Here is a 26,005-nt window from a genome sequence, read left to right as displayed (position 1 = left end):
CTTGCCTGCCGATGCGCGGCAGCGGTTTCCCTCGGCCGGGCACATCAGAGGTCTGCCGGGCTGGAAATGGTTCCGCGAATGGCTGTGGCGGCGGCTACGAGAGGCGAGGCCAAGTGTGTGCGAGAGCCCTTGCCCTGCCGTCCTTGGAAGTTACGGTTCGACGTGGAAATCGAACGTTCTCCTGCCACCAATTTGTCTTGGTTCATGCCCAGGCACATCGAACACCCGGCGTTGCGCCATTCGGCACCGAAGTCCTTGAACACTTGGTCAAGTCCCTCTTTTTCGGCCTGCAGACGGGCGCGAGAGGATGCTGGAACCACGAGCACGCGGTGGATGGAATCGGCCTTGTGATGCCCTTTCATCACCTGCGCCGCAGCGCGCAAATCGTCAATGCGCCCATTGGTGCACGATCCGATGAACACCGTGTCAATGGGGATGTCTTTGATACGCGTCCCCGGTTTCAATCCCATGTAGTCCAGTGCAGACACTACGGATTCGCGCTCCTCGGGATCGCTGAAGTCCTTCGGATCCGGCACCTGAGAGGCAATGGGAGCACCCTGCCCCGGGTTCGTCCCCCACGTCACATACGGGGACAGCTCAGAGGCATTGATGGTTACTTCGCTGTCAAACTTCGCACCCTCATCGGTACGGAGCGTCTTCCAGTAGGCAACCGCCTGATCCCACAGCGCACCGGAAGGGGCGTGCGGCCGGCCTTTGAGATACTCGAACGTAGTCTCGTCGGGAGCTATCATTCCAGCGCGCGCACCGGCTTCGATAGACATGTTGCAGATGGTCATGCGCTCCTCCATAGAGAGGCGTTCAATGGCCTCACCGCGGTACTCGAGCACATACCCTTGGCCTCCGCCGATGCCGATTTTGGCAATGATGGCGAGGATGATGTCTTTGGCCCCCACTCCCTCGGGCAAGGTACCTTCCACGTTGATGGCCATGGTTTTGAACGGCTTGAGAGAGAGGGTCTGCGTGGCCATGACGTGTTCCACCTCGGAGGTTCCGATGCCGAAAGCGAGCGCACCGAACGCGCCATGGGTGGACGTGTGAGAGTCCCCGCACACAATGGTCATGCCCGGTTGGGTCAGTCCCAGTTCCGGCGCAAAGGCGTGGACGATGCCTTGGTCGGCGTCTCCAAGCGGGTGCAACCGCACACCGAATTCTTGGCAGTTGCGCTCCAGTGTGGTGAGCTGGACCGCTGATATTTCGTCGGGGTTGGGGCGGTCAATGGCGAAAGTCGGAGTATTGTGGTCTTCCGTGGCGATGAGCTGGTCAACATGGCGCGGCTTGCGCCCTGCCAAACGGAGCCCTTCGAAGGCCTGCGGGCTGGTGACTTCGTGCATCAGCATCAGATCAATGTAGAGCAGGTCTGGCGCGTCCTGCTCACCTTTGCGCACCAGATGGTCGTCCCATACTTTCTGAGCTAATGTCTTAGCCATATCTCCTCCATTCAGACTCCACGTCGTCTTTCTGCCATGACGAGCGGAAGCATCACCGCAGAACTGCTCGGCGGCTGTATGTTCAGTATCATCGTGAGCTCTTAATATGGACGCTTCTGTATCAATATGTGAGAAAACACTGTTGTGACATGCTGGAAACAGGTACGCGTATAATCAACATATGGACGCTTCACCCTCTCGCACTTCGGTTACCAGGCCTGCCGAAGACACAGATGCGAGCCAGCGCGCCAACGCGTGCACCACAGGCCGTTCCAACGAGCGCGAAGCCATGCCTCCCATCCATCAGGAAGCCTTGAATCCACTGAAAGAGGAGATTCATTCCGGCGTTGGCGTGCTCGACAAGACCATTAAGATCATTGATGCCTTGGAATCCGGCCCTGCCACACTCGGCCAACTGGTGGAACTGACCGGCTTGGCACGCCCCACCACACACCGCCTGGCCATCGCTTTGGAACGACACCGCTTCGTAGTGCGAGACAGGCATGGTCGGTTCGTGCTGGGCTCACGCTTCGCTGAACTTGCCACGGCTGCGGGAGAAGACAGACTGCTTACCGCCGCCAATCCGGTGCTGCAAACGCTGCTGGACCGCACCGGCGAGTCCGCGCAAATTTTCCGCAGGCAGGGCGATCAGCGAGTCTGCATCGCCGCCATGGAACGTTCCACCGGCCTGCACGATTCCATCCCCGTTGGCGCGTTGCTGTCCATGCGCGCAGGGTCCGCCGCGCAAATCCTGCTCGCCTGGGAAGAGGAAGACCGCCTGCATGAGGGATTGCGCCACTCAAAGTTCACCGCTTCCACACTGGCCGCCGTACGCCGGCGCGGATGGTCGGATTCAGCCAACGAGCGCGAGCAAGGTATCTGCTCGGTTTCGGCACCTATCCGCAATGCGTCCAATCAGGTGATTGCTGCGATTTCCATCTCCGGCCCTTCCGGACGCATGGGGCTGACACCCGGCAAACGCTATGCACCATACGTGATGGCAGGCGGCAGATACTTGACCGAAGCGTTACGCAAAGCCAGCGCAGGGCACTGATAGACGGCACTGATTAGAGAACCCTGATAGAGGGCACTGGCGCAGGTACTGATTGCCCGTTGTTCAGAGGACTATTTGAGATGCAGTTTGTGTAAAGCTCGCGCAATGAGGCGCGGGCGACGTAGCAGATTCGTTCCTTCGCGCACCGTGTTTCTTGCACCATTCAAGTCATAGGTATAGGCGCCATGGGCATTGGGTTTGCCTACCAACTCGCCGAACTCCAACAACTGTGTGCGGGGCTGATACGGGTGGCGAATATCAAATTCCAACAAACGCGAGGCTCGCTGGGTGGGTGCCGGGCCGTAAGAGCCAAAACCACACGTGGGAGTGGCGAACATGGTCAGCCCGTCAGACTGCCCCACAAACCTGTTGCGATGGTCATGCCCAGCCAACATGGCAAAGTAGCCCCGCTCGTCAACGTCATCTTCAAACTTCAGTTCCTCGCGGTCGCGATGGTCATATCCAAATGCCGCACGAGTGAGTATGTCAAACTCGCCGCTATCGGCATCAGGACAGCTGATTCCCTCGCCCAAGAAACTGCCGGGCACGGTTTTCTTATCGTCGATCACATACGTGTGGCCGGCAAAGGTGCGGTACCCCTCCACCGCGTGGGCGGCCGTTGCCGGAACTTCCTTGAGCAAACGGTAGTACTGCGGCATGGGAATGTGCTGGAACACCATCGACTTGGAATGCACCATACCTGGCACCGCGCCGAGAAACTCCAGCGCACGAGTGCTGGGCGCACCGTACCCGCCCAACTTGCCATAGTCGCCAGAATTGAGCACCACCAGCGAGAGCACATCTCGCTTGTGATCCACGCTGGTTACAGGAAGCGCGAATGTGCCCGGTTCACAGGGGAAGATCGGTTGATCTGGCAAACCGGAGCCAGGCTGATGGCGTGACTGGTCAAAATGCTGCACTCCAGCCGAGCCCATGCCACCGGGCGTCGCCGACGGCTCAGGGTTCAGGCATCCCGGAAATTCGCGATATATGGCGTCTTGTTCAGCATTGCTCAGGCCGCATTGGAAATCATGGTCACCATACGTCACCGCCCAAGGGACGCCGCGTTCTACCAGCGGCTCAACCAGCTGCGCAATATAGCTACGCACTGTCTCGCGCAGCTTTGCCGTGCTTTCCTCGCGTCTGCGAGCCGCATCTGAGTTGAAAGCCCAGCCTTGCGGACTCCACGTACGCTTGCGGAACGTGGATGCATAGGCCTCGTCATATCCCGCTATCTGGTTACCGGTAAAAATCACCACATCCGGGCGCGCCACATCCAGTGAGGCGGAGACGAGACGGACAGTGTCAGCGTTGAGTTTCGGGCCGTCCTGCACGTCGGAGAACACCAGCACGCGGAATTTTCCGGACTCGTGAAACTGCAGACGGCCAAGCCGTGCCGAGACCGATAGAGGTTTCGCCACGCGGCCAGACTGTGGCGCCTTGGCACGCGCCTTCAGTTGTTCCGAAGTTCCGTATTCACTCATGGCTCTATGGTACCAGCAGGAAGGCAGGGGCTCACGACCGCTGCATAAGCCGCATATCAACAGGTATGCAGCTGCGTATTCGTTTGTTTATTCATAAGTTCCTGCGCAAGGGGTTCTGCAGCACACCTGAAATACAGAAAAACCGCGGAAATCCGCGGTATCTTCTTGCTGAGCTGGGGTACCTGGACTCGAACCAAGAACAACTGAACCAGAATCAGCCGTGTTGCCAATTACACCATACCCCAATGGATAGCGCATCAGCCCTAAAGCTGAACGCGTTGTACCCCCGACCGGATTTGGACCGGTGTTGGCGCCGTGAGAGGGCGTAGTCCTAGACCGCTAGACGACGGGGGCCAATTAGCCTGTCACTCCTTGCGGAGCAACAGATACATAGTATATGTAAGATTGGAGCATAGCGCAAGACGGCGTGTCGCCGGACGAGACGCGATGCAATCTGCTAGTTAGTTACCTGCAATCTCGCAGCGCCCGTAGCACTCATAGCACCCAGCACCCAGTAAGCCACATCAGATAGCACAGCCCAGCAGCGCCTTTATCTTAAGCGTCAACTTAATTCAGTAGGGACGATTTGTGAGTATCACCTCCAAAAACGAAATCAGGAATGGCAGAAAATAGCCATTCCTGATTTCAGCATCAGCATTTTATTGGAAAATAATCCCTACTGAATAACGCTGCTGCCATTCTTGCGCTAGTTGAGCTCGCTCAGGTGCTCCTTGAGACCATTGAGACGCGCGAGCGTCAGGTCTTTACCGATGATCTCCATGGATTCGAAGAGCGGCGGGGAGACGCGACGGCCGGAAAGGGCCACGCGCACCGGGCCATACGCCAGGCGCGGCTTGTAGCCGGCATCCTCCACGAGCGCCTGGTCAAGCAGGGCGTGCAGGGGCTCGGCGGTCCAGCTGTTGCTGCCATCAACGCCGTTCTCGCTCACGCCTTCCAGCGCGGCTATGGCCTTGGCCAGCACGTCGTCAGAGGAATCCTTGAGCTGCTTCTTGGCGTCGTCCTCCGGCGCCAGGTAAGCCTCACCGCTCAGCAGGCTGCCCACCATGCCGGGCACCTCGCCCAGCAGCCGCACGCGAGACTGTACCAGCGGCGCGGCGGCGGTCAAAATCTCACGCTCGCGGTCGGTGAGGGCGTCCCAGCTGTCGGCCGAAACCAAGCCGTCGCGGTGCAGGTAGGGCACGGAACGGTTCAGGAAGTCCTGGGGCTCGAGCATGCGGATGTGCTCGGCGTTGATGGCGATGGCCTTGTCGATGTCGAAGTGGGCCGGGTTGGCCTTCACGTCGCGGATGTCGAACTTCTCGACCATCTCGTCCATGGAGAAGACGTCGCGATCGGGCGCGATGGACCAGCCGAGCAGCGCCAGGTAGTTCAGCAGTCCTTCGCGGATGAAGCCGTTGTCGCGGTGGAGGAACAGGTTCGACTCCGGGTCGCGCTTGGAAAGCTTCTTCTTGCCCTTGCCCATCACGTACGGCATGTGGCCGAAGAGCGGCATTTCGCGCGCGATGCCGAGCTCGATCAGGTAGCGGTAGAGCACCACTTGGCGCGGGGTGGAGCTGAGGAGATCCTCACCGCGCAGCACCACGTTGATGCCCATCATAGCGTCGTCCACCGGGTTCGTCAGTGTGTAGAGCGGGTCGCCGTTCGGGCGGACGATGACGTAGTCCGGCACGGAACCGGCCTTGAACTCGATGCGGCCGCGAATGAGGTCGTCGAAGGCGATGTCCTCGTCCGGCATTTTCAGGCGTAGCGCAGGCTTGCGGCCCTCGGCGCGGAAGGCGGCCTTCTGTTCGTCGCTCAAATCGCGGTCGAACCCGTCGTAGCCAAACTCCTTGGGACGGCCCGCGGCAACGTTGCGCGCCTCCACCTCTTCAGGCGTGGAGAAGGACTCATAGGCGTAGCCCGCCTCAAGCAGCTTGGCCGCCACGTCGCGATAGATTTCGCCGCGCTCGGACTGGCGGTAGGGGCCGTTGGGGCCGCCCACGTCGATACCTTCGTCCCAGTCCAGGCCAAGCCAGCGCAGGGCGTCGAGAATCTGGTGGTAGCTCTCCTCGGTATCGCGCACGTTGTCGGTGTCCTCGATGCGGAAGACGAACGTGCCGTGCGTGTGGCGCGCCTCAGCCCAATTAAACAGCGCCGTGCGCACCATGCCCACGTGGGGGGTGCCGGTGGGCGAGGGGCAGAAGCGGACGCGGACGCGCTCGGGCAGCTTGGGGCGATTGCCGGACTTCGCTGCATCGGCAGCATCAATATGGTCAGCAGTGGTTTCATTCATGCATCCATTGTGCCGCGCAACTCGGACGTGGGAGAGCGCACGCGGAACAGACAAATCACCCCCAACCGTGCCGCCGACCACACAAACCGCACACTCCCACGCTCGGACCAACCTCGCGCCAACCATGTACCCCACTGTTCGAACCAACCGCGAACCAACCGTCCTCGCCGGCCATCATACCGATTACAAACCTCAACCCACACCCTTAAGAATCTTGTCCAAAACGTACCCACTTCCCTATCACAACCGCAAAATGCGTACAAACCGTTCAAAAAACCAGCGAATCCCGACCGAAACGTACCCACTTTTGCACCGAACCGTGCGACTTGGGTACAAAACGATCAAAACCCGCACTGCTTCCGACCAAAAATGCCCCACTTGCACCGCTGCGACCAAGCAGATTGAGTATATTCGCACAATGCACGGCCCACTTTATATAATGGTGCCGTTCGCGCGGTTGGTGGCAGCAGCTGCGCTACGAAACATCGAAAGCAGGGCGAAGCGTGCCCTGCGACCCGATGCGCGGCGCGGACTCCTCACCTTTCCGTCTCCCGCGTGCCGGGTCCGAACAGAAGGCAAGGTGAATAGGTGAACAGGTTCCGCACACATTTCCGCGCATTTGCAGGGCGCCCCTCAAACACGGCACATGCAGCACAGACAACATACGCAACAGGCAAACCAGCAGCACATACCTCGCGCGGCAAGCATTTACTGCGCGCCGCGGCAGCCATGACAACCGCCGCGGCGCTTGGGTTCTCGCTGGCAGCATGCGGCGGCCATGCCGACGACAATCCCAGCAAAACCAGCGGCAACGGCACCCCCACCATCAATTTCATGCTGGACTGGACGCCAAACACCAACCATATCGGACTGTATGTGGCGCAAAAACTTGGGTATTTCAAGGACGCCGGCATCAATGTGAAGATCCTGCCGACCGCTCAGGCCGGCGCCGAGACCAGCGTGAACTCCGGCGTGGCCGATATCGGCTTCTCCAAACTCACCGATCTGGCCAATGCCGACGCGCAAGGGGCCGACCTTGAGCTCGTCTTCGACCTGACGCAAAAACCCATCGCCCGCTGGTGCTCGCTGGCTTCCCGCAGCGACATCACAACCCCCAAGGACTTCCAAGACAAGACCTTCGTCAGCTTCGGATCGGCCGAGCAGAGCGCTTCCGTACGGCAGATGATCAAGTACGCGGGCGGCAACGGCGAGTTCAAGACCGCCACCGCCGGCACCAATACCTTCCGCACCCTGACCTCCGGCAAGGGCGATTTTGCGGGATTCTACGCCAACTGGGAAGAGGTGGAAAGCAAACTCAACGGGCCGGCGCTCAACTGTTTCGCCGCCGACCAGTGGGGTGTGCCCGGCAACCCCGATCAGCTTGGGTTCGCGGTCAAACGCTCATGGGCAAAGGACCCGGCCAACGCAGCTAACATCAAGAAGTTCGTGACCGCAGCGCTCAAGGGCTACAACTACGCGCTCGCCAACCCCGACAAGGCAAGCGATATCTTGGTGGAAGAGACCCGCACCTCGCACTTGGACCCCAAGCTGGTGAAGACCTCTATGCAGACCATCATCGAGAACAACTTCTGGACCGACGGCGATTCGAAGACGCTCCCAGGCACGGTGAACGTGGAGGAAGGCCAGAAGTACCTCGACTTCCAGCAGGCCGCCGGCACCTACACCGACAAAGCGCACCAGAAGCTTGCCAACGCCCCGCAAGCCGCTGAACTCTCCACCAACGAGTACGTGCTGACCCGGTAACTCGCAATAAATCTCAATACAAACCCCAATATGGGCCTTCGAGGCGTTCCGTGAGCACTTTTTTGAGAGCAACGCAATATGCGGCATTACAGAATGGCGGAATTTCAACGTTTTGGAATTTGCTGTTCGTCGCATTCTCTGGAAAAGTACTCACGGAATGAAATCACGATTCGAATAGGGATGTGGCATGCAGAACCTCAAACTCACACGGCGATGGCTAAACGTTGCAATTCCGCCGATTCTTGCCGTCGGTGCAGTGTTGGTGCTTTGGCAGGTGGCAGTCAGTGCCGGTTGGGTGAATGAGCAGTCGCTCGCCTCCCCCGCCGATATCGCGGTCTCCATCGGCCAAACCTGGGGCGATTTGGCGGATGCGGCGACCATTACCGCCATCGAGGCGGTCAGCGGGTTCCTGATCTCCATCGTCGTCGGCATCCTGCTGGGCATCGGGCTCTACATCTCCAAGACTTTGCACCGCGCCATATACCCACTGTTGGTGGCCGCCCAGACCATTCCCATCATCACCATCGCCCCGCTGTTCATGATTTGGTTCGGATTCAACATCGCCGGCAAAATCGTGCTGGTGGCTGTGTTCAGCCTCTTCTCCATCGCCGTGGAAACCGCACGAGGTCTGGCCGCCGTGCCGGATTTCTATGAAGCGGTGGCGCTCACCTGCGGTGCCGGGCGCGTGTGGACGCTGTTTCATGTCAAGTTGCGCGTGGCAGCGCGCCAGATTTTCAGCGGCATTCGCATCAGTGCGGCCTACGTGTTTGGCACAGCGGTGACGGCCGAATATCTAGGTGCCACCAACGGTCTGGGCGTGTGGCTGCAAGGCGCGTTCAACTCGTTCCAGACCCCTATGATTTTCTCGGCCACACTCATGATTGTTGCAGGAACCGCGCTGCTACTGGCTTTCGTGGCACTGGTGGAGCGGATGATGTTAGGCCCTGCCGGCGAGGATGAGGCGCTCTCTCTCGACAGCAGCGAGGGGTGAGAATTCCACCATAGGAAGACCGGCACACGTCTGACACCAAATTTCTACCCGCCTCCAGCGCAATATATGCAGACCACATCCACGCTGAACGTTACTCTGTAAGCATAGATGCGAAAGAGGTACCCATGACAGACATCAGGCCAGATTCCACGCAACCCAACCAACCAAGTCAACCTACACAGCCCAGCCAGCCAAATCAAATGCCGCCGTTTGCACAGGCGCCACAAGCACCGCAAGTGCCCCAAGTGCCGCTCGATCAGCCGTATTACGGCATCACATTTATAGAGGCCATCAAGCGTTTCTTCCGTAAGTATGCCGTCTTCACCGGGCGTGCCTCGCGCAGTGAATTCTGGTGGTCAATCCTGTTCACCGGTCTTGTCTCCCTCGTCATCACGGCGGTACTGCCCGAGTCGATGGATAGTACCGTGTCCCGCATCTGGGACTTGGCTGTGTTGATACCGACCTTGGCAGTGGCCGTACGGCGCCTGCACGATTCCAACAAGTCCGCTTGGTGGATTGTGCTGCCTTATGGTCTCGAAATCGCTGGTTTAGCCACACTGATTATCGGCGTGCTTGGCACCGCTACATCACTGTCATCGCTCAGGTATTACGGAACATCCACAGGCGACCTGTCCACGAGCTTTATCTCCGGCCTCATCATCTTCGTCCTGCTGTTTATCGCTGCAGTTGTGGCTGCTGTCATACTGATGACGGCCCAAAGCAATCCCGCAGGAGTGCGGTTCGACGCACAGCCAGTCGGTTCATTCTCCGGTTATGTTCCTATGGGTCCGGGCCAGACGATGCAGCCCGGACAGCAGAACTGGAACGGTCAGACGGGACCAATGAGCCAGCCGATGCAGCCTGGGCAGCCCATGCCACCAGCACAACCCAACAACATGCCGCAAAACCAGACTTGGCAGCCGCAATACGGACAGAATGCCTCACCGACCTCACCCGTGATGTTTGGTTCCGCGCCGATGAATCCGTCCGTTCCCAACAGCGGAGCACCGCGAGCCAATGCATATGGCGTGTCTGCACCAACCAATGAGACGCCTCAAGCTGCAACGCCACAGGCTTCTGCGATGCCTGCCGATGGGGTCATAGCACAGCAACCTCCGATGAATGGGTATGACCGCCCACAGCCCGCTCCGGTTGAGCCTGACCAGCCGGCACCTCTCTCCTCCCGCGCTGACGATTCAACAAACAACGGGTCGTCTAACGACGAGTCTGCGGAATCGCAAGCGCCGACGGCAGCATAATCGCACACCAGAAGAGAACCTAAACAGCTGCGGCAGGAGCATCATACATGGCTCCTGCCGCAGCTGTTTTATAATTGGCTGCTAACACCAACACCTGTAATAGTTGAACCGCAACGCTACAGCAAATAGATATAGCCCTATCAATGCAGCGCAAGCGCAGCAACGCACGTCCGCATATCCGCCGTCACTGCCATCCGAAGCACACGGCAAAACCTCGAATACGACCGTCCTTAACGCAAACGCAAACAATCAGAGTTCCACTGGTTTTTTGTTAGGATCTTCAGGAATATCTGCAAATTTGGCAGCCAATTTAGCTTTCTTTTGCGCTTCCTCCGCGCTCTTTGCTTCGCGTTTGGCCGCAATAGGGTCAAAGACGAGTGCATCATAGTGTTTCTGCCATTCTTTGGCCGCCACCGGAGCCAGCACCGATGCCACAGCACAGGCCATCGCCTCATCACCGTGCGGCTCCTCGTCGCTCAGCACCGACAGCAGCGACTGAACGTCATCCTTGTTCAACACCATACGCGGTATGGAAAGACGCTCACATAGCTCGTTGACATACAGCAGCACCGGAGTGCAACGGCAACCCAAGTCATTGTTACTATCCTCTTCGGTGTTCTCATTGCTCATGATGTGCAGCAACCCAGCAAGGGCCACCACAATCAGCGCAAGCCGTTGGGCCACGCTTTCCGGGTCCTGACTCACCTCACCGCGAGCGCCGTCTGCAATTCCCACTCCCACGGCGGCTTCGATACTTTCGAGTGCCTCAGCTATCTCGCGCACGATATTCTGATCCCATTGCACACCGAGCAAGCCGGCTGCAGCCATCACTTTCGTCGTGTCTCCGGTCTCGGAGTAAGCGTCCATTTGCTCGTATGCGTCGTTGACGATAAGCAGTGCCTGCACCACAGCATCGGGGCGGCCGGGGATTGATTCCGCCCCCTCATACACGAATTCAGCATCGGCAAGAGTGATGTTTTCTCCGGAAAGCAGCTGTGCCACGGCGCGCGTGACTCTCACTTGCAGATTTTCCGCGTATTTTACGTCGTTATCGAGCTGTTGCGCGTCGTTGAGGGGCCATAGCGACACCAATTTGGCGCCTACTTCTGCGGCATGGCGCACTTCCGGTTGAATGGCAACCCTTGCCAGCACGCCTGATTCAATATGGAATGTCATGTCACAGCCTCCCTCATTGGTGTACTCCATCGTACACCGAGCGGTGGGGCAACCGCTGCATCTCAAGCGTCACCCCTACCAGCACAACCTATTGCACCAACTTTATTGCACGTCTTTGGCCGGATTCGCGTATGCGATGTGCTCGACGTGCCCGCTGCCGTCGTAGGTGATGGAGGTGATGGATGCAAGGTCGGTGTGCCGCAGCAGCATGTTGTGCTCTGGGCGGCCGGTTTCCAGCAGGTGACGGTAGCTCCAGATGGGCGATTCGTGGCTGACCACAATCACTTGCTCCCCCTCATGGGTTTGCACCATCTCTTGTGCGAAGTCGGAGACGCGGGAAGCGATTGACCGGTAGCTTTCTCCCCAGCTGGGCCGCCACAGGTTGCGGATGAGTTTGAGATTGCGCGGCCGCCAGAGCGCACCCTGCCCATACCCGATGCGGGTACCGCGAAAATCATTGCCCGCTTCAATGATGCGTTCATCGGTATGCAAGTCCAATGCAGCCTCGCCGCGTGCAGCACGTGTTTGGTTGAGTTCGTTCAGCACGGCTGCCGCGGTTTCGCGCGTGCGGTCAAGGGGTGAAGAATACACCGCTGTCACCCGATTCATCTGCGAATTGGCGACGATATACCTTGCGGTGGCTTGCACTTGTCGCTGGCCTAACTGCGACAGGTGAAACCCCGGAAGCCTCTCATAGAGCACCTTCCCCGGGTTTTCCACCTTCCCATGGCGCACAAAATGCAACGTAGTAGACGACATGCTATGTTCTCCTCGGTTTTCTGCGGTTATGGTGCGCAGTGTGCGCGGTTCGATTCCCGACCAGCTTCCGCCGCTATTTCCAGCCTTTAGGGCCGTGCTCGAGCGACCACACACCAAGTTTATGCGAGAAGGTATCGCGCTTGGCTTCGACGTTTAGCGCGCTGTCACGCCCGTCGGCAACGTTACCGTCGCCACCAGCAACGGCACCGCTTTTCTCCCCGGCGTCGAGCAGCCACTTGCGGATAATAAAGTTCCATACGGCCACCACTACCGTCGCCACCAGCTTGCCCACGTTGGTGCGCAACATATAGGCTCCATGCTGCGTCACCATGGCATCTGCGGACATGCCGAGGGTACTGGCCCAGATGATGGCGTCGTTGATGAGCAGACCGATTACCGAGGACACCAGGAAGATGAGCACCTCCATCCATCTGGCCATGTCGTCGCGGTGGACGAACACAAACTTCATACTCGCCAGGTAGTTGAACACCAGAGAGATGAGGAATGATGTGGTGCTGGCTATCACGTTGTGTACGTGCACAAGGAGCAACAGGTTCATCACCGCCTCGTCAATGACGAACGCGATGGCACCGACCATGCCGAATTTCACCAGTTGAGCAAACAATTTCTTCACGCTTCCCTATTTAACCCCACCCCACTGTCAGCGGGCTTCGAGGCGCTTTATCGCACACTGCCGGGCTCATTTTCGGCAAACAGCCAGCCAGCGAGATGTCCGCCCAACCACGCCCCACCTGCCGATAGTATGGAGTCACCGTGCGGCCGCGCAGCCGCACACCAATGTAAAGGAGTATCCTATGCCAGTCATTCACACCCATGTGTCCACGTCCACCACGCCCGCTCAGCGAGATGCGCTCAAAGCAGCCTACGGCAAGGCAATCACCGCCATTCCCGGCAAGACCGAAGACTGGCTGATGTGCCCGTTTGAGGACAATGTGCCGATTTATTTTGCCGGCAACGAGGACGCTCCCGCAGCCTACGTCGAGGTGAACGCGAAGGGCGACGGCGAAGATCGCGCAGTCTGGGAATCAATGAGCGAGCAGATCATGGGCGCACTGGATCGTGAGCTCGGCATTCCCGCCGACCGCACCTACATCCGTTACACCGCTACACAAGACTGGGGATGGAACGGTTCCCAACTCTGAACGCTGCGCCGAGGCAGATTTGCAATACACGCATATTCGCATTTCTCATACCTCGATATTCAAAAACATGTGTTTAGTGTGCGCGTCAAATCTCCGCGCACACTAAACGGGCCAGCACATGGTACCCTTCTCATTGCAGTAACTCCACATTCGGCTCACCGTTGCGCCACAAATCCTTAAGACTGCGCCACACCGCGCTGCACAAAATCAAAGCATCATCACACCGCGACACGGTTATCCACATTGACGTAAATTCGCCGACCTTCCGTCCACATTACTTCAATCCCCCTTGGCTCAGCGAACATCTCTGGCATTCTTGGTACATCCAGCCACTAGCCAAGGAGTTTATTTAGATGAGCACTTCGCACCTATCACGCACAAATCACAGCCAAGCTATGGCACATAAGACCGCCCCACCTCGCCGCCATCATCCTCGCACACCCGCAAACCGGTCACGGCAACCAAATCACACCCCTGATGATACGGTATACAAAGTATATACTTCACTGCTTTCATCAGGAGCACATATGGCACACACTTCACTTGTCACTTGGGGCAACGGCCAAGGCATACGCATACCCAAACACATCATGGACGAAGCAGACTTACACATCGGCGATCAACTCAATATTGCCGTACGCAATGGTTCCATCACGCTCACCCACGTGCACGATGCGATAACCATCCCAGATTTTGCCGCAATGTTCGAGAACTACCACGGACCGCAACCCAGCGAGGACGACTGGAAGCCAGTCGGGAGGGAAGCATGACAGCACAGTTCCACTACGGTGATATTGTCTGGATGGATTTCAAGCCCTCTGCAGGGCACGAGCAAAATAAGCGCCGTCCCGCAGTGGTCATCAGCAACGACGATTACAACCGATACAACAACCTCGTTATGGTAATACCCATCACGTCAACGCAATCAGAGTATCCCCTGCACATTAACATCGGCACCATACCAACCGAAACCACCAACGGCAAGAACTTGCGGCAGCACATAACAGGCTGGGCTGAGATTGAGCAAATCAAATCGCTCGATCTTCAAGCACGTAATGCAAGATACGTAGCCGCCATGGACACTCAGCCGCTCACCTCCATAACCGATATGGTACTGGGGTGCCTCATGCAGCCTGATATGACCATGCGCAGACTCGCCTGAACGGCACCACACAAGCGCGGCTGAGCATCACCAACATGCCCAGCCCTCCTGCATCACGCGCCTGCGCTACACAATCTTGGGCATGGGAGTGGTCAGCGAGGTAGTGAGGTTGACATGCAGCACACCGGCGCCGAAGTGCGGTTCCACTTTTTTGAGCGTCACCGTGCGCTCCTCGGCCACGGCTGCATCATCGTCGGTCATGGTAGCCGGAGATTTGACCGCCACGATCGCCAGATCATCGATATTCACCCCGGCTTCAGCGCACAGGTTGCGCGCCTGAGCCAGAGAGTCTTCGAATCCTTCTTTGAACAGCACCCGTTCAGCCGGCACCCCATAGGCACTGCGCGCAATCCAGCGCACGTTCTCGACTACATCCATGCCCTTGTGGCTGGTGGCAGCACCAACAATACCGGAGGTCGCCTCTGCATCGGAGACACCATCTACACCGTCTACGCCGCATGAGCAAGGCCGCCCGTCCGCACCGGAAAGCATCTCGCCGCCGCGCGCGTCCTCAAGCACCCGCACCAATTCGTTCATCTGCCCTACCAGCGCCTGCCCGCCGTCTCGGAACAAGTTACCCATAATCGGCCGACGCAAGTCCAGAGACTCGGCGGTAGCACGAAGGTCCTGCACCTGGCCATCCTCGCCATCCCACAGGTTCACCAGCGGGAACGTAGGAATGCCAAGTCCTTCCAGACGATTCACGTGGAACGGGTATCGCCAGGCCAGCTTCGGATCGTCGCGCCACGTTGAGGCACGCGTTACGACCACGCAGGCCGCAGGCCACGACGCTCCATATTCACGGCAGGCAATGTCGAGCCACTTCTGCGCCCCGGCATCGGCTCCATACCCGGCTTCAACCACCACAACGTCGTGCAGCGCACATGCCATCTCCACCGATACCAGCGAGGGAATCCCCAGAGAAACGTTAGCAAAAGGCCCGCCGTGCACATACACGGGAGAGCCGTTGAGCGTCTGCGTAAGCGCTGGTTTCACTGCATCTGCCAGAATGCCGGTGATGCGCCACAAATCAATAAAGTCACCGAATTTTACAGGATGCCCGTCTTTGGTACCGGCCACCATGGCAGCCACACGCTCCTCGATTTCTTTCATCGAACGCGACAGCACTACGATCTGCATCATCTCGCATGTAGGCGTGAGCACCACGCGCTCGGGCACGTCGCCTTTTCCACGATCCACTGCGATTTGCCTCAACGCGCGCGAAGGCACTTCGCTGACTCTCGGCACAGCAATCGTGTCAAGCTTACCTTCGTCAACAGCCTTCTCGGCAAAGGAAACAAGCAGGTTCTGAGCAGCTTCGATCGCACCCATCTCGCCGGTCAATCCCCAGTCGATGAGCTCAGGATGCGTGAGCGAGGCCTTGCCACCGCCCGAAGCGCCGCCTTTAGACCCCGCCGCGGTAATCCCCATGCTCGGCTGACGCAGCACAGCAGCCGCATCCACACCGCGCGTGCGCAGGGCGTCGATGAGCGCGATGGTGGTGGTGGTCTTGCCTTCGCCTCGCGAGGCCTTGAGCGGGGTGTCAGCGGTGACGAGCACCACGCGCCCATGCTTGCGCCGCTCCCCCGGGCGGGCGTTCAGCCGCTCAAGGTAGCCGAACGCGTCAATTTTCCGCACCAAACCGTACTGCGTGGTGAACTCATCAATAAGTGCCATGAACGTCTCCTGTCGTCAAGGCCCGAAAGCCGTTGCCACTGCTATTGCGTACTACTCATCAGTTATCAGATCGGTTGAACCCGTTCGCCATCTCCATGCTAGCCTCGTACAGCACCGCGTCAAGCAGATTGTCAGTCTCAACCTTGATACGCTGCGCAAGCGCCTCATTGGCATCTGCGAGCGCCTCGCGCACGTCCTGGTTGCGTGTTGCCGCAATGATTGCTTCAGGTTCCATTGGTTCCACATCGCCGTCAGCGTTGCTCACGTCAAACTCAGCTTCGACCAAATTCTGTGTCCCTATGCCGTCCTTGCCGCTCAACAGCTCAGCGATGTGGGCATCGGTACGCGAGATTGACTGGTGCGCCAAGCCCCCGGTCTTCTCTTGGTAGCGTTCCACGGCATTTGAGGTCCTCGCGAACGCACCGCTGCACAGCGCGGCGATGATCCGGTTCTCCCAGTAGAAGTTCTCGGAGGTCACGCGGTTGGTGGTGGCTTCAAGGTATTCGGGAGTACGTTCCACGTTCGGATAGAACGGTACGAGCGTGTTGAACGGGTTGGAACCGTAGGCCATCCATTGCAGCGCGCGTGACGCCTGCGGGCGGTAAGGACGCAGTTGGATGACGGCAAGCTGGCTTTGACGGTTGATGCCTATGGTGCGGTACATGCCGCGCGTGTGCTCGTCACCCCGGTGCCCATACGGATCGTATGGGGTGCCCTGATAATGCGAGCTGAGCACGTATTTCACGTCTTCGATGGTGATTTTGCGCTCCGGCTGGCGGGCCCAAGGAATGTTGTCGGATTCCGGCGTGTGGTCGGCGTCCGGCCCGTCCCACACTTCGTCGTACGGGTTGAGGTAACGCTGCATATACCAGGCGCGTGGGGTGTTGTAGACGTGGTCGGAATCGGAGTGGGAACCGAACGCGTCGCGCGGGTTGAAGGGCGTGGTGGACTCCACGGCCAAGTCGAGGTGGTTGGTCTCGATGAACTGCGCAAGATCGGCTGAGCACATGTGCTCTTCCTGCTCTCCCAGAGCATCTTCAAGGTCGAACTCGTCGATGCCAAGCTGGTTGGGCATGGTCACGTACGCTTCGTCCGGCACGCGCTTGGCGATCCAATGGTGACCGCCCACCGTCTCCAGCCACCAGATTTCGTTGACATCGGAGAACGCCACACCGTTCATCTCATAGGTGCCGTAGCGTTCGAGCAGCTCGCCCAAACGTTCCACGCCCTCGCGCGCGGTGCGCACATAAGGCAGCACGATGGTAAGGAAGTCTTCTTCGCCGATGCCGCCAGCGCTGGCAGGCTCGTAGCCCGCCTCGCCTTTGGTGCCGCGCGCCTTGGTGTATTCCACCATCGGGTCGGCGCCCAGCACACGCTCGTTCGTGGTCAGCGTTTCGGTGGCGCTCATCGCCACGTTCGCCTCGTTGACGCCAGCTTCTCCCCACACGCCTTCTTTCAGGTCGGCGTTGGGAACGGCAGAATACTGCATCGGGTCGCTCGGCAGGTCGATCTCCACATGGCTGAGCACGCTGGTGTAGTGGCTCGGCTGCTCTTCGGGCTTGACCACCACAAACCGTTTCGGTGTGAATTCGCCGTTGCCTGAGTCTTCGTTGCGGGCGATGATCGTGGAGCCGTCCCAGCTCGCGTCTTTACCGACCAGAATCGTGGTGCACGCCATGTTTACCTCCCTGATACGCTTCGATAAGCCGCACCGAACGTATTGTCACGCAGGCACCGCACATCAGCATCGTTGAATTGTTCTCAGTCTACCCGAACGGGGCGCACAACCTACGCCTTGTCAGTGCGCACAGCGCCGGCAGCTGGCGCAGGCGCGGCATTGAGGGTAATGGAAGCGGCACTGACCAGCGTACCGCAGGCGGCGAGCGCATGCTGCATCTCGTTGAGCCAGAATCCTTCCGACAGGCCGGGCAGAGGTTCTGCGCTGGCCCAGGCTTGCAGCACATAGCCGTGCATCTTGTCGGGCGGAGTGGGACCGTTGTATCGCATAGTCACGGCTGGGTTGGTTGAACCCACGAATTTGCTGGCGGCAGAGTTGCGCCCTTGCACCGCTTCGGGAATCATGGACGGCAGCGAACGCGAGAAATCTTGTGGCACAGCGAGCGCATGCGCATCGTTGAAGTCAAACATGAGCGCGTCCACCGGCACGTTGACCACGGCCCAGTGAATCCACTCGAACCCGCACACTGGTATGGAGTCGGGATCGGTGAGCTGCCAGTGCAGGTAGTGCGCCCGCGGGTCCAGAGCGTCAATATAGAAGGGGAAGGAGACCACCGGTTTGCCGTCCACCTTGTTTTCCGGTGGGGCGGCAGAGGCGAACGCGTCGGGAATGGTGGTGAAATCTGCGGAAATCTTCATGCGACCAGTATCTCGCGGCGCTGTGACTTGGCCCCTTCGGCATTCATGCCAGCAGCGCGCAGAACAGCGCTTCGAACACTAACGTCTGGTTGCCGTTGCCGTTAAGCCTTCTCCGTGCGGTAGCAATGGCTTCCTGCCGCCTCACCGCTTCCTGCCGGCTCAGCCGCCCGGCGAGCGCGACCAGTGCGCTGCGATGCTCGCGGTTCACCAATCCCACAGCCCCTTCGGCATTGTTCTGCACTACGGCCACATCTCGGTACACGCTCGACACCGTGTTGAGCGCACGGTCAAGCACATCCCTGCTGCGACGGGTTACTTTTCGTTTCACATCGGCTTTTTTGCCGATGGCATTGAACGCACCGCGCAGCGCCGGAGGAATCCGCTCCCCTTCTGCCAGACCGTTGACCCTGCGGAAGTCAGCCTCGGCCGCTGCCACTTGCCGGTCAACGTCGTCACCGGCCTGCGATTTGGCGCTGTCGATAAGCCCTCCGGCCAGCAGCACGGCATCCGAAGCACGGTGCAGTCCAAGTACGCCTGCCACCAGTTCGTTCCGGTCGCTCATCACCTGCTCGTTGAGCGCATAGAGTTTGGCCACACCCACGTGCCCTTCGGCCAGTCGCGCAGCGCGCTCAGCCAGCTCGGGCTCCACCGAGCATGACGACTGCAACCACCCGGCAACTGCATCGGTACTGGGCACGGCGAGGTTCACAATGCGCGTGCGGGAACGGATGGTGGGTAGCACATCTTGGGCACTGGGCGCACACAGCAGCCATATGGTATGCGGGCTGGGTTCTTCGATCTCCTTAAGCAGCACATTGGTGGTGCGCTCCAGCATGCGATCCACGTCTTCGATGATGATAATGCGCCACGGCGAGATGCTTGGTGTCTGTTCCGACGTTTCAATCAGCCCGCGCACTTCGTCGATGCCGATAGTCACCTTGTCGGTGGCCAGCACGGTCACATCAGGATGAGATCCACGCAGCACCTGCTCGGTAATGCGCGTCGGTGTCTGTGACTCACCACGGTCAGGACTTTCCAGTGCTGCCGCAAACGCCCTCGCCACATTCGAGCGCCCCGACCCGGGAGGCCCGCAAATAAGCCACGACTGTGCAATGGCTTTGGGGTCTCCACACGCCACGGCACGCAATTGCTCAGCCACACGCCCCTGGCCTACCATCGCATCCCATACGCTCATCCGCGCCTCCTTACCGTCACCGTCCGCTCACGCTGTACCATCGCTGTACCCAATATACGTCGCCTCGCCCACTCGTTGGGCGGACATGGCATCGCCATTGATAACGCGCCGCTACGTGCAGCGAGTCACCGCAACAACTGCTGCACATCCTCCTCGATGATGCTCCACACATCAGCCTCACTCAGCCCTGCATCAATGGTCACAAACCGCTGCGGGTCGGCTTCGGCCAAGCTCACAAACGCGTTTCTCGTTCGCTCGCTAAACGCTGTCCCAGCGGATTCCATACGATCTTCACTGTGCGTCAAGCGTGCGTGCGCTGCCTGCGGGCTCATGTCAAGCAAATAGGTGCGCGCCGGCCACAGACCGCCCGTAGCCCATTCGCTGAGCGAGCGCACATCCTCTGCCGTCAGCTCACGCCCGCCAGCCTGATAGGCCAGAGAAGAGTCGATGTAGCGATCCGAAATCACCACTGCCCCACGCGCCAAAGCCGGAGCGATTACCTGTGCCACATGCTGCGCACGATCGGCAGCGAACATCAACGCCTCAGCTCGAGGAGCCACCTGCCCACCATGCAGCAGCAACTGGCGCAGTTCAGCGCCCAGTTCGGTGCCGCCAGGCTCACGGGTCACCACCACTTCGTGCCCGTGCACTTCAAGCCATGCGCGCAGCCGTCCAACCTGCGTGGTCTTGCCCACGCCGTCCACACCTTCAAAAGAGACAAACAGCCCGCTCATCTGTGCTTCTTTCCTTACATGCTCCTATGCTGCCACCTACGCCTTAGCTATGCTTTGGCTGTGGTCTGGGGTGCAGCTTTCGCAGCCTGCTACTTGGATGCCGGTTTCTTTGCAGCAGCCGTTTTGGTGGCAGTAGCTTTTGTGCCGGTCTTGCGTGCGGTGGTCGTTTTCTTTGTTGTGGCCTTCTTGGTCGTGGTCTTCTTAGTGGCAGTTTTCTTAGCGGTCGTCTTCTTGGCCGTTGCAGTTTTGCCCGCAGCTTTCTTCGCTGTGGTACGCCTCTTACGCTTTACCGGACCTGCCGCGCGCTTCTCAGCCAGCAAGCGGAACGCCTCCGCCGGGTCGATGGACTCAGGAGTGTACTGCTTGGGCAGTGTACGGTTGGTCTCGCCGTCGGTAATGTAGGCACCGTAGAAACCATCCTTGATGGTCACGTTCTTGCCGTTCTCCGGATCGGCTCCCAGGTCGCGCAGCGGCGGCTTGGCAGCTCCCCTACCACGCCCCCGGCCGTATTTGGGCTGAGCGAACAGCGTCTCCGCCTTCGCCACATCGACCGTGAAAATCTCATCCTCGCTGGCCAGCGAGCGCGTTTCACTCTTGCCATCTGCCCCAGTCTTGGTGAGATATGGGCCATAACGGCCGTTATTGGCCATTACGATGGCTTTGGAGACCTCACCTGTCTCCTTGTTCGTCTCTTCGATTTCACCCACCTCACGCGGCAAGCTGAGCAGCTTTAATGCGTCTTCAAGTGTCACCGTCTCTGGAGTCATTGTCTTGAACAGCGAGGCCATCTTGGGCTTGGGGGCTGCATCCTTCTTGGACTTCGCGGTTTTTGCCGTTCGTGCCTTGGTCTCACCGGCAGCCTCACCCTCAGCCGGCGTTTCCTGCGGTGCCACCAGAGCCACATACGGACCGAAACGACCGGTTCGTACCTCAACCGTGCCACCGGTCACCGGGTCTTGTCCCAACTCGCGTGGGCCACCGGCGTTGCTTTCAATAAGCTCGTGCCCTGCTGCCACGGTCAGCTCGTCGGGCGCCATGGTGTCGGGAATGGACGCATGCTTCGCGTTGCCTTGCGCATCCAAGCTCTTGGTGTCTTCCAGGTACGGCCCGTAGCGGCCTACGCGCACCTGCAACCCGTCACCGATCTCGATGGTATTGATGGCTCGGGCGTCAATCTCACCGAGTTGCGCCACCTGCTGCTGCAAACCCTCGTGCGCCTCGTCCTGAGATTGCGCAGCACCGTCGCCGGAGCCGAAGTAGAAGCGGGTAAGCCACTCGTTGCTGGTCTCCTCACCATGGGCAATCTTGTCGAGACCGTTCTCCATGTCTGCCGTGAACTGGTAATCCACGTATTGAGGGAAGTTCTGTTCAAGCAGTTTGGTGACTGCGAACGCCAGCCACGAGGGGATGAGCGCGCGGCCTCGCTCGTACACGTACCCACGGTCGATGATGGTGGAGATGATGCTGGCATACGTGGAAGGACGGCCAATCTCCTTGGCTTCGAGCGTCTTGACCAGCGATGCTTCGGTGTAGCGGGCCGGCGGCTGGGTCTCGTGCCCATCCGCTTCCACGTCAGACGCGTCGAGCACATCACCGGTGTGCATAGGAGGCAATGCCACGTCCGCATCAGCGTTCGCTTTGCCGTTCTTCGTGTCGCCGTCCGCTTTTGCTGCGGTGCTTGCCGCAGCCTTGCGCGGCCAGCCGGAAGCTTTGAGGAAGCCGGGGAATTCGATTACCGTTCCCGAAGACTGGAAGATGGCTTCGCCCTGCGCACCAGCTGGGGCAGAGAGCCTCACTGTGGCGGTAGAACCGGTGGCGTCAGCCATCTGCGAGGCAAGCGTGCGCTGCCAGATAAGCGTATACAGTTTGAGCTGATCCGGCGGCACTTTGGCGGCGATATCCGCAGGATTGCGGAATGTCGAACCGGCGGGGCGGATGCACTCGTGCGCTTCCTGGGCACCGGCGGTTTTGGTGGCATACTGCTTGGGCTTGTCAGACAGATATTCCTTACCGAAGTTGCGCGTCACCGAGTCGCGGGCGGCAGCGATGGCCTCCTGCGAGAGCGTGACCGAATCGGTACGCATGTATGTGATGAAACCATTCTCATACAAACCTTGCGCAGCCCGCATGGTCTGGCGTGAACTCATGGAAAGACGGTTGCCGGCAGCCTGCTGCATGGTGGAAGTAGTAAACGGCGGCACCGGACGACGACGATACGGCTTCGACTCCATTGAAGCCACCGTAAACGGTGCTTGTTGCAAGGCCTTCGCCAGCGCGTTGGCTTGCGCCTCATCCAGCTGCACCACATTCTCTTTGGCACCAGCAGCGGTGAGCTCACCGGTCGAGGTGAAATCCTTCGACCCAGCCAGCCTGCGGCCTGCCAAAGACACCATACGCGAAGCGAAACTCACCTGCTCGCCTTGCGCGTCAGCGGCGGACAGCGTGGCGGTCACATCCCAATACGGCGAGCGCACAAACGCCATACGTTCCCGTTCGCGCTCCACAATCAGGCGCGTAGCCACCGACTGCACACGCCCTGCCGAAAGCCCAGGGCCCACTTTGCGCCACAGCACCGGGGAGAGCTCATAGCCATAGAGCCGGTCGAGCACGCGCCGTGTCTCCTGTGCCTCCACCATATCGGCATCCACGTCACGCGTATCGTTCAGCGAGGCTTTGATGGCTTCTGGGGTGATCTCGTGGAACACCATACGCTTCACCGGAACCTTGGGCTTGAGCGTTTGCACCAAATGCCACGCGATGGCTTCACCTTCGCGGTCCTCATCAGTGGCGAGGTACAGTTCGTCGGCGTCTTTGAGCGCGGTCTTCAGTTCGGCGACGGTTTTCTTCTTGTTTGCGCCGACAATATAGTACGGTTCAAACTTGTCGTTGACGTCCACGCCAAAGCGGCCGAACTTCTCTTTCTTGGCAGCCGGGACTTCGCTGGGCTGCGCCAAATCGCGGATATGACCGACCGACGCTTTGACGGTGTAGCCCTTACCGAGATACCCACCGATTTTCTTCGCCTTGGTGGGAGACTCGACAATGACAAGCTTGGTACCAGTCGCCATAACCACTCCTTAACAGTTACGCGGCAATGCGCCGCCAGTGCTCATACTAACCGCCCCCTCGGCACATTACGTACGATTTGGCGCGGCGCGCAGCCACAAAACGTTACCGTAACCCCGCAGCAGCCGGTGAAGCCACCGTGACTTCGGGGCCATCCCCCAGTTCAGGCAGCCCGGTTTCATGTGGAGCTGCACTGTGCGGCGGAGTCGGCGGAGCACCGATCAAGCCCAACCGAGTGAGCGGAGATGCGGTGACATGCCGCATGGCCAATACCAAGCCAAACGCGAGCGACGCCAAACCGATCACGCACACCACAGTCGCTGAGTAGGCCCCAGACTGCGCCCATTCGGCGCTCAAGTCAAGCCCCGGCGCAATATTCCACAGCACATACACGCCATATAGGCAGAACAGCACACCAAAGGTGATGAGCACGCTCGCAACAATTTGCACGCTTGCACTGGATTTACGTGCCTTGGGAGCGTCCATGCCCGAAGCGCGAGTAAAGGCGAGCGTCAGTAGGGCAATGCCTGTGCCTATGAGCACTGACATCACCACATCGGTGGGGCGGTGCCAGCGTTCCACCACCAGGGATAGCGCCACCATGACGGTATATGTGCCTCCGATGGCCGCTACCACTGCACGCCATGCCAATGGCACCGCGAACAGCAGCACCAGACTTGCGCCCACGGCCAACATGGTATGCCCGGAAGGTGCTGTGTTGGAAGCGCTTGACATCTGGTGAATGAGGAAGGGACGGGGCAGCAACCGCTTCAGCCATGCCGCCGCATAGCACAGCCCGCCAAAGATGAGGCTCTGGCCGAGCAGCCACCACCGCTTACGTACCGCGATGACAATGAACGCGATCACGGCCATCGTGATGCTAATGGCTGGGATAACCACACGGATGGAGAGGAACGAGCATATGGAACGGAACCATCCCGGTACGCTGTCGCGAAGTCCGGTCCACACCATGTCGTCGTAGCTTTGGCCGATAGAAGTCTGCACGCCCAGCCAATACACGCCAGCAGCACCGGCGAAAAACAGTAGCGCCAAAACCACACACCAAGCCACAGCAGCAAGACGTGGCGCAGATGCAGCCAATCCTGCACCTTCGTTGTCTGCATCGCTCTTGGCCCCGCTGGCGAGCCTCTGAAGCCCTGCTGAGCCGGCACCGTGCTTATTCACGTTGGAAAGGCCGTCGGCGCTTCCTAGACTATCGTTTACTCCAGCAGCACCACTACTGCTCGCAGCAGGCTGCGCTGCGGCAGATTTTTTGTGCTTGCGCTTATTATGTTTGTTCTTACGTTTATGCGATTCGCGCTCTTCGGGTTCATCAGCCAGCAACGCCACACGGGCAGATGCCGCCTGCGGCATGTCACCAGAGGCACCTTGGCCTGCAGTATCCATCGCCGCACCGGCGTCCATGGCATCGGTGCCTTGCAGCTCCGCCTGAGGTACGCTGAAGGGTGCGCTAAAGTCTGTTGACACCCAAGTAACGCTCTCGCCAGCTGGTTGTTCTTCCATAGGCTGCGCGTCACCTACCCAGCCTGCAAGTTGACTCACCTCGGGCCATTGCGATGATGAAGAATCAGAAGTCTCCTCAGTGGATGCTGGCTGTTCAGCAGATACAGTTTCTTCAACAGACACAGCCTGTTCAGCGGGAGTTGCCTGTTCGGATTCAGAATGATAAGTTTCAAACTGCACTGCTGCTTCTTCGCCAAGTACATTACTCCCAGATACACGGTCTGGGGCGTCGTTCGTTGTCGGTTCCGCGGGCATGCCATCGCCGCGTTCCTGCGCTGTGGGTGCACTCATTGCTGCGTCACGCATCTCATCGCGCTCAATCCCCCAGTCGGTGTTGTCGGTGTTGTGCCTCTCGAAGTCTTCGCTCATACCCCAAACTGTATAGGGGGAGTATCGACAGAAAGTGCGACTCGGGTATCGGAGTCGGTCAGACCGTTCCGGCAGGCCCGAGCGTCTCGAACAACAAGCACCGGCACCAACTATGCCCAGACCACCTGCACCCAACACCGCAGAAAACCATTACTCCAATACCCGGCAACACGACACGGCACTAGCATCAAATCATGCTCAGTCCGCCTGCATCCAACACACCAACCTGGCGAACGACACAGTATCAGCAGAGGGAATCTCTTGAACATCAGCGGCAGCGGGTGCACGATTCCCGGCAAAACACCCACGCACCAGCACACCCGAACCCCGGATCCCAACACTCCATGCCGGAATATGAAAAAGTGAGGGGCAGGAAACCGAAGTCCCTACCCCTCACAGAAAAGTAATGTGGCGGTGCGCTACTCTCCCACACCCTCCCGAGTGCAGTACCATCGCCGTGCCAGGCCTTAGCTACCGGGTTCGAAATGGGACCGGGCGTTTCCCCTGGGCT

The 26,005-nt window shown here is 59.1% G+C and carries 20 protein-coding genes, 2 tRNA genes and 1 rRNA gene; 7 read left to right on the top strand and 16 right to left on the bottom strand.

The window, feature by feature from the left end; translation table 11 throughout:
- Window positions 1-44 precede the first annotated feature (44 nt).
- The gene (leuC, locus tag AC3B5A_RS04835; protein WP_489760751.1) at window positions 45-1,448 is read right to left on the bottom strand and encodes a 3-isopropylmalate dehydratase large subunit; all 1,404 of its coding nucleotides are present in this window, start codon (window positions 1,446-1,448) and stop codon (window positions 45-47) included.
- A gap of 289 nt (window positions 1,449-1,737) precedes the next feature.
- On the opposite strand from leuC, the gene AC3B5A_RS04830 reads away from it, so the two are divergent.
- Window positions 1,738-2,502: an IclR family transcriptional regulator gene (locus tag AC3B5A_RS04830; protein WP_489760756.1), complete on the top strand. Its 765-nt coding sequence runs from the start codon at window positions 1,738-1,740 to the stop codon at window positions 2,500-2,502.
- Window positions 2,503-2,573: 71 nt separating this feature from the next.
- Here the strand turns inward: AC3B5A_RS04830 and AC3B5A_RS04825 are convergent, their stop codons facing one another.
- The 4 genes from AC3B5A_RS04825 to gltX all read right to left on the bottom strand — a co-directional run bounded on the left by AC3B5A_RS04825 (window position 2,574) and on the right by gltX (window position 6,279).
- Complete coding sequence (locus tag AC3B5A_RS04825) at window positions 2,574-3,986, bottom strand: metallophosphoesterase family protein (RefSeq protein WP_489760752.1); 1,413 nt, start codon at window positions 3,984-3,986, stop codon at window positions 2,574-2,576.
- A gap of 173 nt (window positions 3,987-4,159) precedes the next feature.
- Window positions 4,160-4,231 (bottom strand) — tRNA-Gln (locus tag AC3B5A_RS04820).
- Between the two features lie 36 nt (window positions 4,232-4,267).
- Window positions 4,268-4,340 (bottom strand) — tRNA-Glu (locus tag AC3B5A_RS04815).
- A 352-nt stretch (window positions 4,341-4,692) separates the two neighbouring features.
- Window positions 4,693-6,279, bottom strand: a complete 1,587-nt coding sequence (gene gltX / locus AC3B5A_RS04810) for a glutamate--tRNA ligase (protein WP_489799303.1) — start codon at window positions 6,277-6,279, stop codon at window positions 4,693-4,695.
- Between the two features lie 729 nt (window positions 6,280-7,008).
- Between gltX and AC3B5A_RS04805 the strand changes: the two genes are divergently transcribed.
- The 3 genes from AC3B5A_RS04805 to AC3B5A_RS04795 all read left to right on the top strand — a co-directional run bounded on the left by AC3B5A_RS04805 (window position 7,009) and on the right by AC3B5A_RS04795 (window position 10,293).
- A complete protein-coding gene (locus tag AC3B5A_RS04805; protein WP_489799575.1) occupies window positions 7,009-8,043 on the top strand; it encodes an ABC transporter substrate-binding protein in 1,035 nt (344 codons plus the stop codon).
- Between the two features lie 187 nt (window positions 8,044-8,230).
- Entirely contained in the window at window positions 8,231-9,034 is an 804-nt protein-coding gene (locus AC3B5A_RS04800; protein WP_489799301.1) for an ABC transporter permease, read from the top strand.
- A 125-nt stretch (window positions 9,035-9,159) separates the two neighbouring features.
- On the top strand, window positions 9,160-10,293 hold the full coding sequence (locus AC3B5A_RS04795; RefSeq protein ID WP_489799299.1) for a DUF805 domain-containing protein: 1,134 nt from the start codon (window positions 9,160-9,162) through the stop codon (window positions 10,291-10,293).
- A gap of 249 nt (window positions 10,294-10,542) precedes the next feature.
- Here AC3B5A_RS04795 and AC3B5A_RS04790 read toward each other — a convergent pair whose 3' ends face one another.
- From AC3B5A_RS04790 to AC3B5A_RS04780, 3 genes are all read right to left on the bottom strand, one after another.
- Entirely contained in the window at window positions 10,543-11,469 is a 927-nt protein-coding gene (locus tag AC3B5A_RS04790) for a hypothetical protein (RefSeq protein ID WP_489760865.1), read from the bottom strand.
- A gap of 102 nt (window positions 11,470-11,571) precedes the next feature.
- The gene (locus AC3B5A_RS04785) at window positions 11,572-12,228 is read right to left on the bottom strand and encodes a histidine phosphatase family protein (RefSeq protein WP_489799297.1); all 657 of its coding nucleotides are present in this window, start codon (window positions 12,226-12,228) and stop codon (window positions 11,572-11,574) included.
- Between the two features lie 73 nt (window positions 12,229-12,301).
- Window positions 12,302-12,838, bottom strand: coding sequence for a GtrA family protein (locus tag AC3B5A_RS04780; protein ID WP_489760870.1), 537 nt, complete (start codon window positions 12,836-12,838; stop codon window positions 12,302-12,304).
- A gap of 205 nt (window positions 12,839-13,043) precedes the next feature.
- Here AC3B5A_RS04780 and AC3B5A_RS04775 point away from each other — a divergent pair, with 205 nt between their 5' ends.
- From AC3B5A_RS04775 to AC3B5A_RS04765, 3 genes are all read left to right on the top strand, one after another.
- The gene (locus AC3B5A_RS04775; RefSeq protein ID WP_489799295.1) at window positions 13,044-13,391 is read left to right on the top strand and encodes a phenylpyruvate tautomerase MIF-related protein; all 348 of its coding nucleotides are present in this window, start codon (window positions 13,044-13,046) and stop codon (window positions 13,389-13,391) included.
- A gap of 527 nt (window positions 13,392-13,918) precedes the next feature.
- Entirely contained in the window at window positions 13,919-14,161 is a 243-nt protein-coding gene (locus AC3B5A_RS04770) for an AbrB/MazE/SpoVT family DNA-binding domain-containing protein (RefSeq protein WP_489799294.1), read from the top strand.
- Window positions 14,158-14,553, top strand: a complete 396-nt coding sequence (locus AC3B5A_RS04765; protein WP_489799292.1) for a type II toxin-antitoxin system PemK/MazF family toxin — start codon at window positions 14,158-14,160, stop codon at window positions 14,551-14,553. Before AC3B5A_RS04770 ends, AC3B5A_RS04765 begins: the two co-directional genes overlap by 4 nt.
- Window positions 14,554-14,619: 66 nt before the next feature.
- Here AC3B5A_RS04765 and AC3B5A_RS04760 read toward each other — a convergent pair whose 3' ends face one another.
- From AC3B5A_RS04760 to rrf, 8 genes are all read right to left on the bottom strand, one after another.
- The gene (locus AC3B5A_RS04760; protein WP_489799290.1) at window positions 14,620-16,230 is read right to left on the bottom strand and encodes a formate--tetrahydrofolate ligase; all 1,611 of its coding nucleotides are present in this window, start codon (window positions 16,228-16,230) and stop codon (window positions 14,620-14,622) included.
- Window positions 16,231-16,288: 58 nt separating this feature from the next.
- Window positions 16,289-17,908 carry a C69 family dipeptidase gene (locus tag AC3B5A_RS04755; RefSeq protein WP_489799288.1) on the bottom strand — a complete coding sequence of 540 codons (1,620 nt, stop codon included), beginning with the start codon at window positions 17,906-17,908 and terminating at the stop codon, window positions 16,289-16,291.
- Between the two features lie 110 nt (window positions 17,909-18,018).
- Complete coding sequence (locus AC3B5A_RS04750) at window positions 18,019-18,606, bottom strand: YbhB/YbcL family Raf kinase inhibitor-like protein (RefSeq protein ID WP_489799286.1); 588 nt, start codon at window positions 18,604-18,606, stop codon at window positions 18,019-18,021.
- A 43-nt stretch (window positions 18,607-18,649) separates the two neighbouring features.
- Window positions 18,650-19,801 carry a DNA polymerase III subunit delta' gene (locus AC3B5A_RS04745; RefSeq protein WP_489799285.1) on the bottom strand — a complete coding sequence of 384 codons (1,152 nt, stop codon included), beginning with the start codon at window positions 19,799-19,801 and terminating at the stop codon, window positions 18,650-18,652.
- Between the two features lie 125 nt (window positions 19,802-19,926).
- Entirely contained in the window at window positions 19,927-20,535 is a 609-nt protein-coding gene (gene tmk, locus AC3B5A_RS04740) for a dTMP kinase (protein WP_489799284.1), read from the bottom strand.
- Between the two features lie 89 nt (window positions 20,536-20,624).
- The gene (topA, locus tag AC3B5A_RS04735) at window positions 20,625-23,603 is read right to left on the bottom strand and encodes a type I DNA topoisomerase (protein ID WP_489799282.1); all 2,979 of its coding nucleotides are present in this window, start codon (window positions 23,601-23,603) and stop codon (window positions 20,625-20,627) included.
- Between the two features lie 103 nt (window positions 23,604-23,706).
- Window positions 23,707-25,494 (bottom strand): phosphatase PAP2 family protein, encoded by a 1,788-nt coding sequence (locus AC3B5A_RS04730; RefSeq protein ID WP_489799280.1) that lies wholly within the window; start codon window positions 25,492-25,494, stop codon window positions 23,707-23,709.
- A gap of 406 nt (window positions 25,495-25,900) precedes the next feature.
- Window positions 25,901-26,005 (bottom strand): 5S ribosomal RNA (gene rrf, locus AC3B5A_RS04725); the annotation flags it as partial.

It is taken from the genome of Bifidobacterium sp. ESL1133, from assembly GCF_058107325.1.
Note: the sequence above shows the minus strand (reverse complement) of the source record. Positions and strands in the feature narration are given on the sequence as shown.

Excerpts from the sequence above, each read along its gene's own strand:
- leuC (WP_489760751.1), bottom strand. The coding sequence starts at position 1,448 with ATGGCTAAGACATTAGCTCAGAAAGTATGGGACGACCATCTGGTGCGC.
- AC3B5A_RS04830 (WP_489760756.1), top strand. The coding sequence starts at position 1,738 with ATGCCTCCCATCCATCAGGAAGCCTTGAATCCACTGAAAGAGGAGATT.
- AC3B5A_RS04825 (WP_489760752.1), bottom strand. The coding sequence starts at position 3,986 with ATGAGTGAATACGGAACTTCGGAACAACTGAAGGCGCGTGCCAAGGCG.
- gltX (WP_489799303.1), bottom strand. The coding sequence starts at position 6,279 with ATGAATGAAACCACTGCTGACCATATTGATGCTGCCGATGCAGCGAAG.
- AC3B5A_RS04805 (WP_489799575.1), top strand. The coding sequence starts at position 7,009 with ATGACAACCGCCGCGGCGCTTGGGTTCTCGCTGGCAGCATGCGGCGGC.
- AC3B5A_RS04800 (WP_489799301.1), top strand. The coding sequence starts at position 8,231 with ATGCAGAACCTCAAACTCACACGGCGATGGCTAAACGTTGCAATTCCG.
- AC3B5A_RS04795 (WP_489799299.1), top strand. The coding sequence starts at position 9,160 with ATGACAGACATCAGGCCAGATTCCACGCAACCCAACCAACCAAGTCAA.
- AC3B5A_RS04790 (WP_489760865.1), bottom strand. The coding sequence starts at position 11,469 with ATGACATTCCATATTGAATCAGGCGTGCTGGCAAGGGTTGCCATTCAA.
- AC3B5A_RS04785 (WP_489799297.1), bottom strand. The coding sequence starts at position 12,228 with ATGTCGTCTACTACGTTGCATTTTGTGCGCCATGGGAAGGTGGAAAAC.
- AC3B5A_RS04775 (WP_489799295.1), top strand. The coding sequence starts at position 13,044 with ATGCCAGTCATTCACACCCATGTGTCCACGTCCACCACGCCCGCTCAG.
- AC3B5A_RS04770 (WP_489799294.1), top strand. The coding sequence starts at position 13,919 with ATGGCACACACTTCACTTGTCACTTGGGGCAACGGCCAAGGCATACGC.
- AC3B5A_RS04765 (WP_489799292.1), top strand. The coding sequence starts at position 14,158 with ATGACAGCACAGTTCCACTACGGTGATATTGTCTGGATGGATTTCAAG.
- AC3B5A_RS04760 (WP_489799290.1), bottom strand. The coding sequence starts at position 16,230 with ATGGCACTTATTGATGAGTTCACCACGCAGTACGGTTTGGTGCGGAAA.
- AC3B5A_RS04755 (WP_489799288.1), bottom strand. The coding sequence starts at position 17,908 with ATGGCGTGCACCACGATTCTGGTCGGTAAAGACGCGAGCTGGGACGGC.
- AC3B5A_RS04750 (WP_489799286.1), bottom strand. The coding sequence starts at position 18,606 with ATGAAGATTTCCGCAGATTTCACCACCATTCCCGACGCGTTCGCCTCT.
- AC3B5A_RS04745 (WP_489799285.1), bottom strand. The coding sequence starts at position 19,801 with ATGAGCGTATGGGATGCGATGGTAGGCCAGGGGCGTGTGGCTGAGCAA.
- tmk (WP_489799284.1), bottom strand. The coding sequence starts at position 20,535 with ATGAGCGGGCTGTTTGTCTCTTTTGAAGGTGTGGACGGCGTGGGCAAG.
- topA (WP_489799282.1), bottom strand. The coding sequence starts at position 23,603 with ATGGCGACTGGTACCAAGCTTGTCATTGTCGAGTCTCCCACCAAGGCG.
- AC3B5A_RS04730 (WP_489799280.1), bottom strand. The coding sequence starts at position 25,494 with ATGAGCGAAGACTTCGAGAGGCACAACACCGACAACACCGACTGGGGG.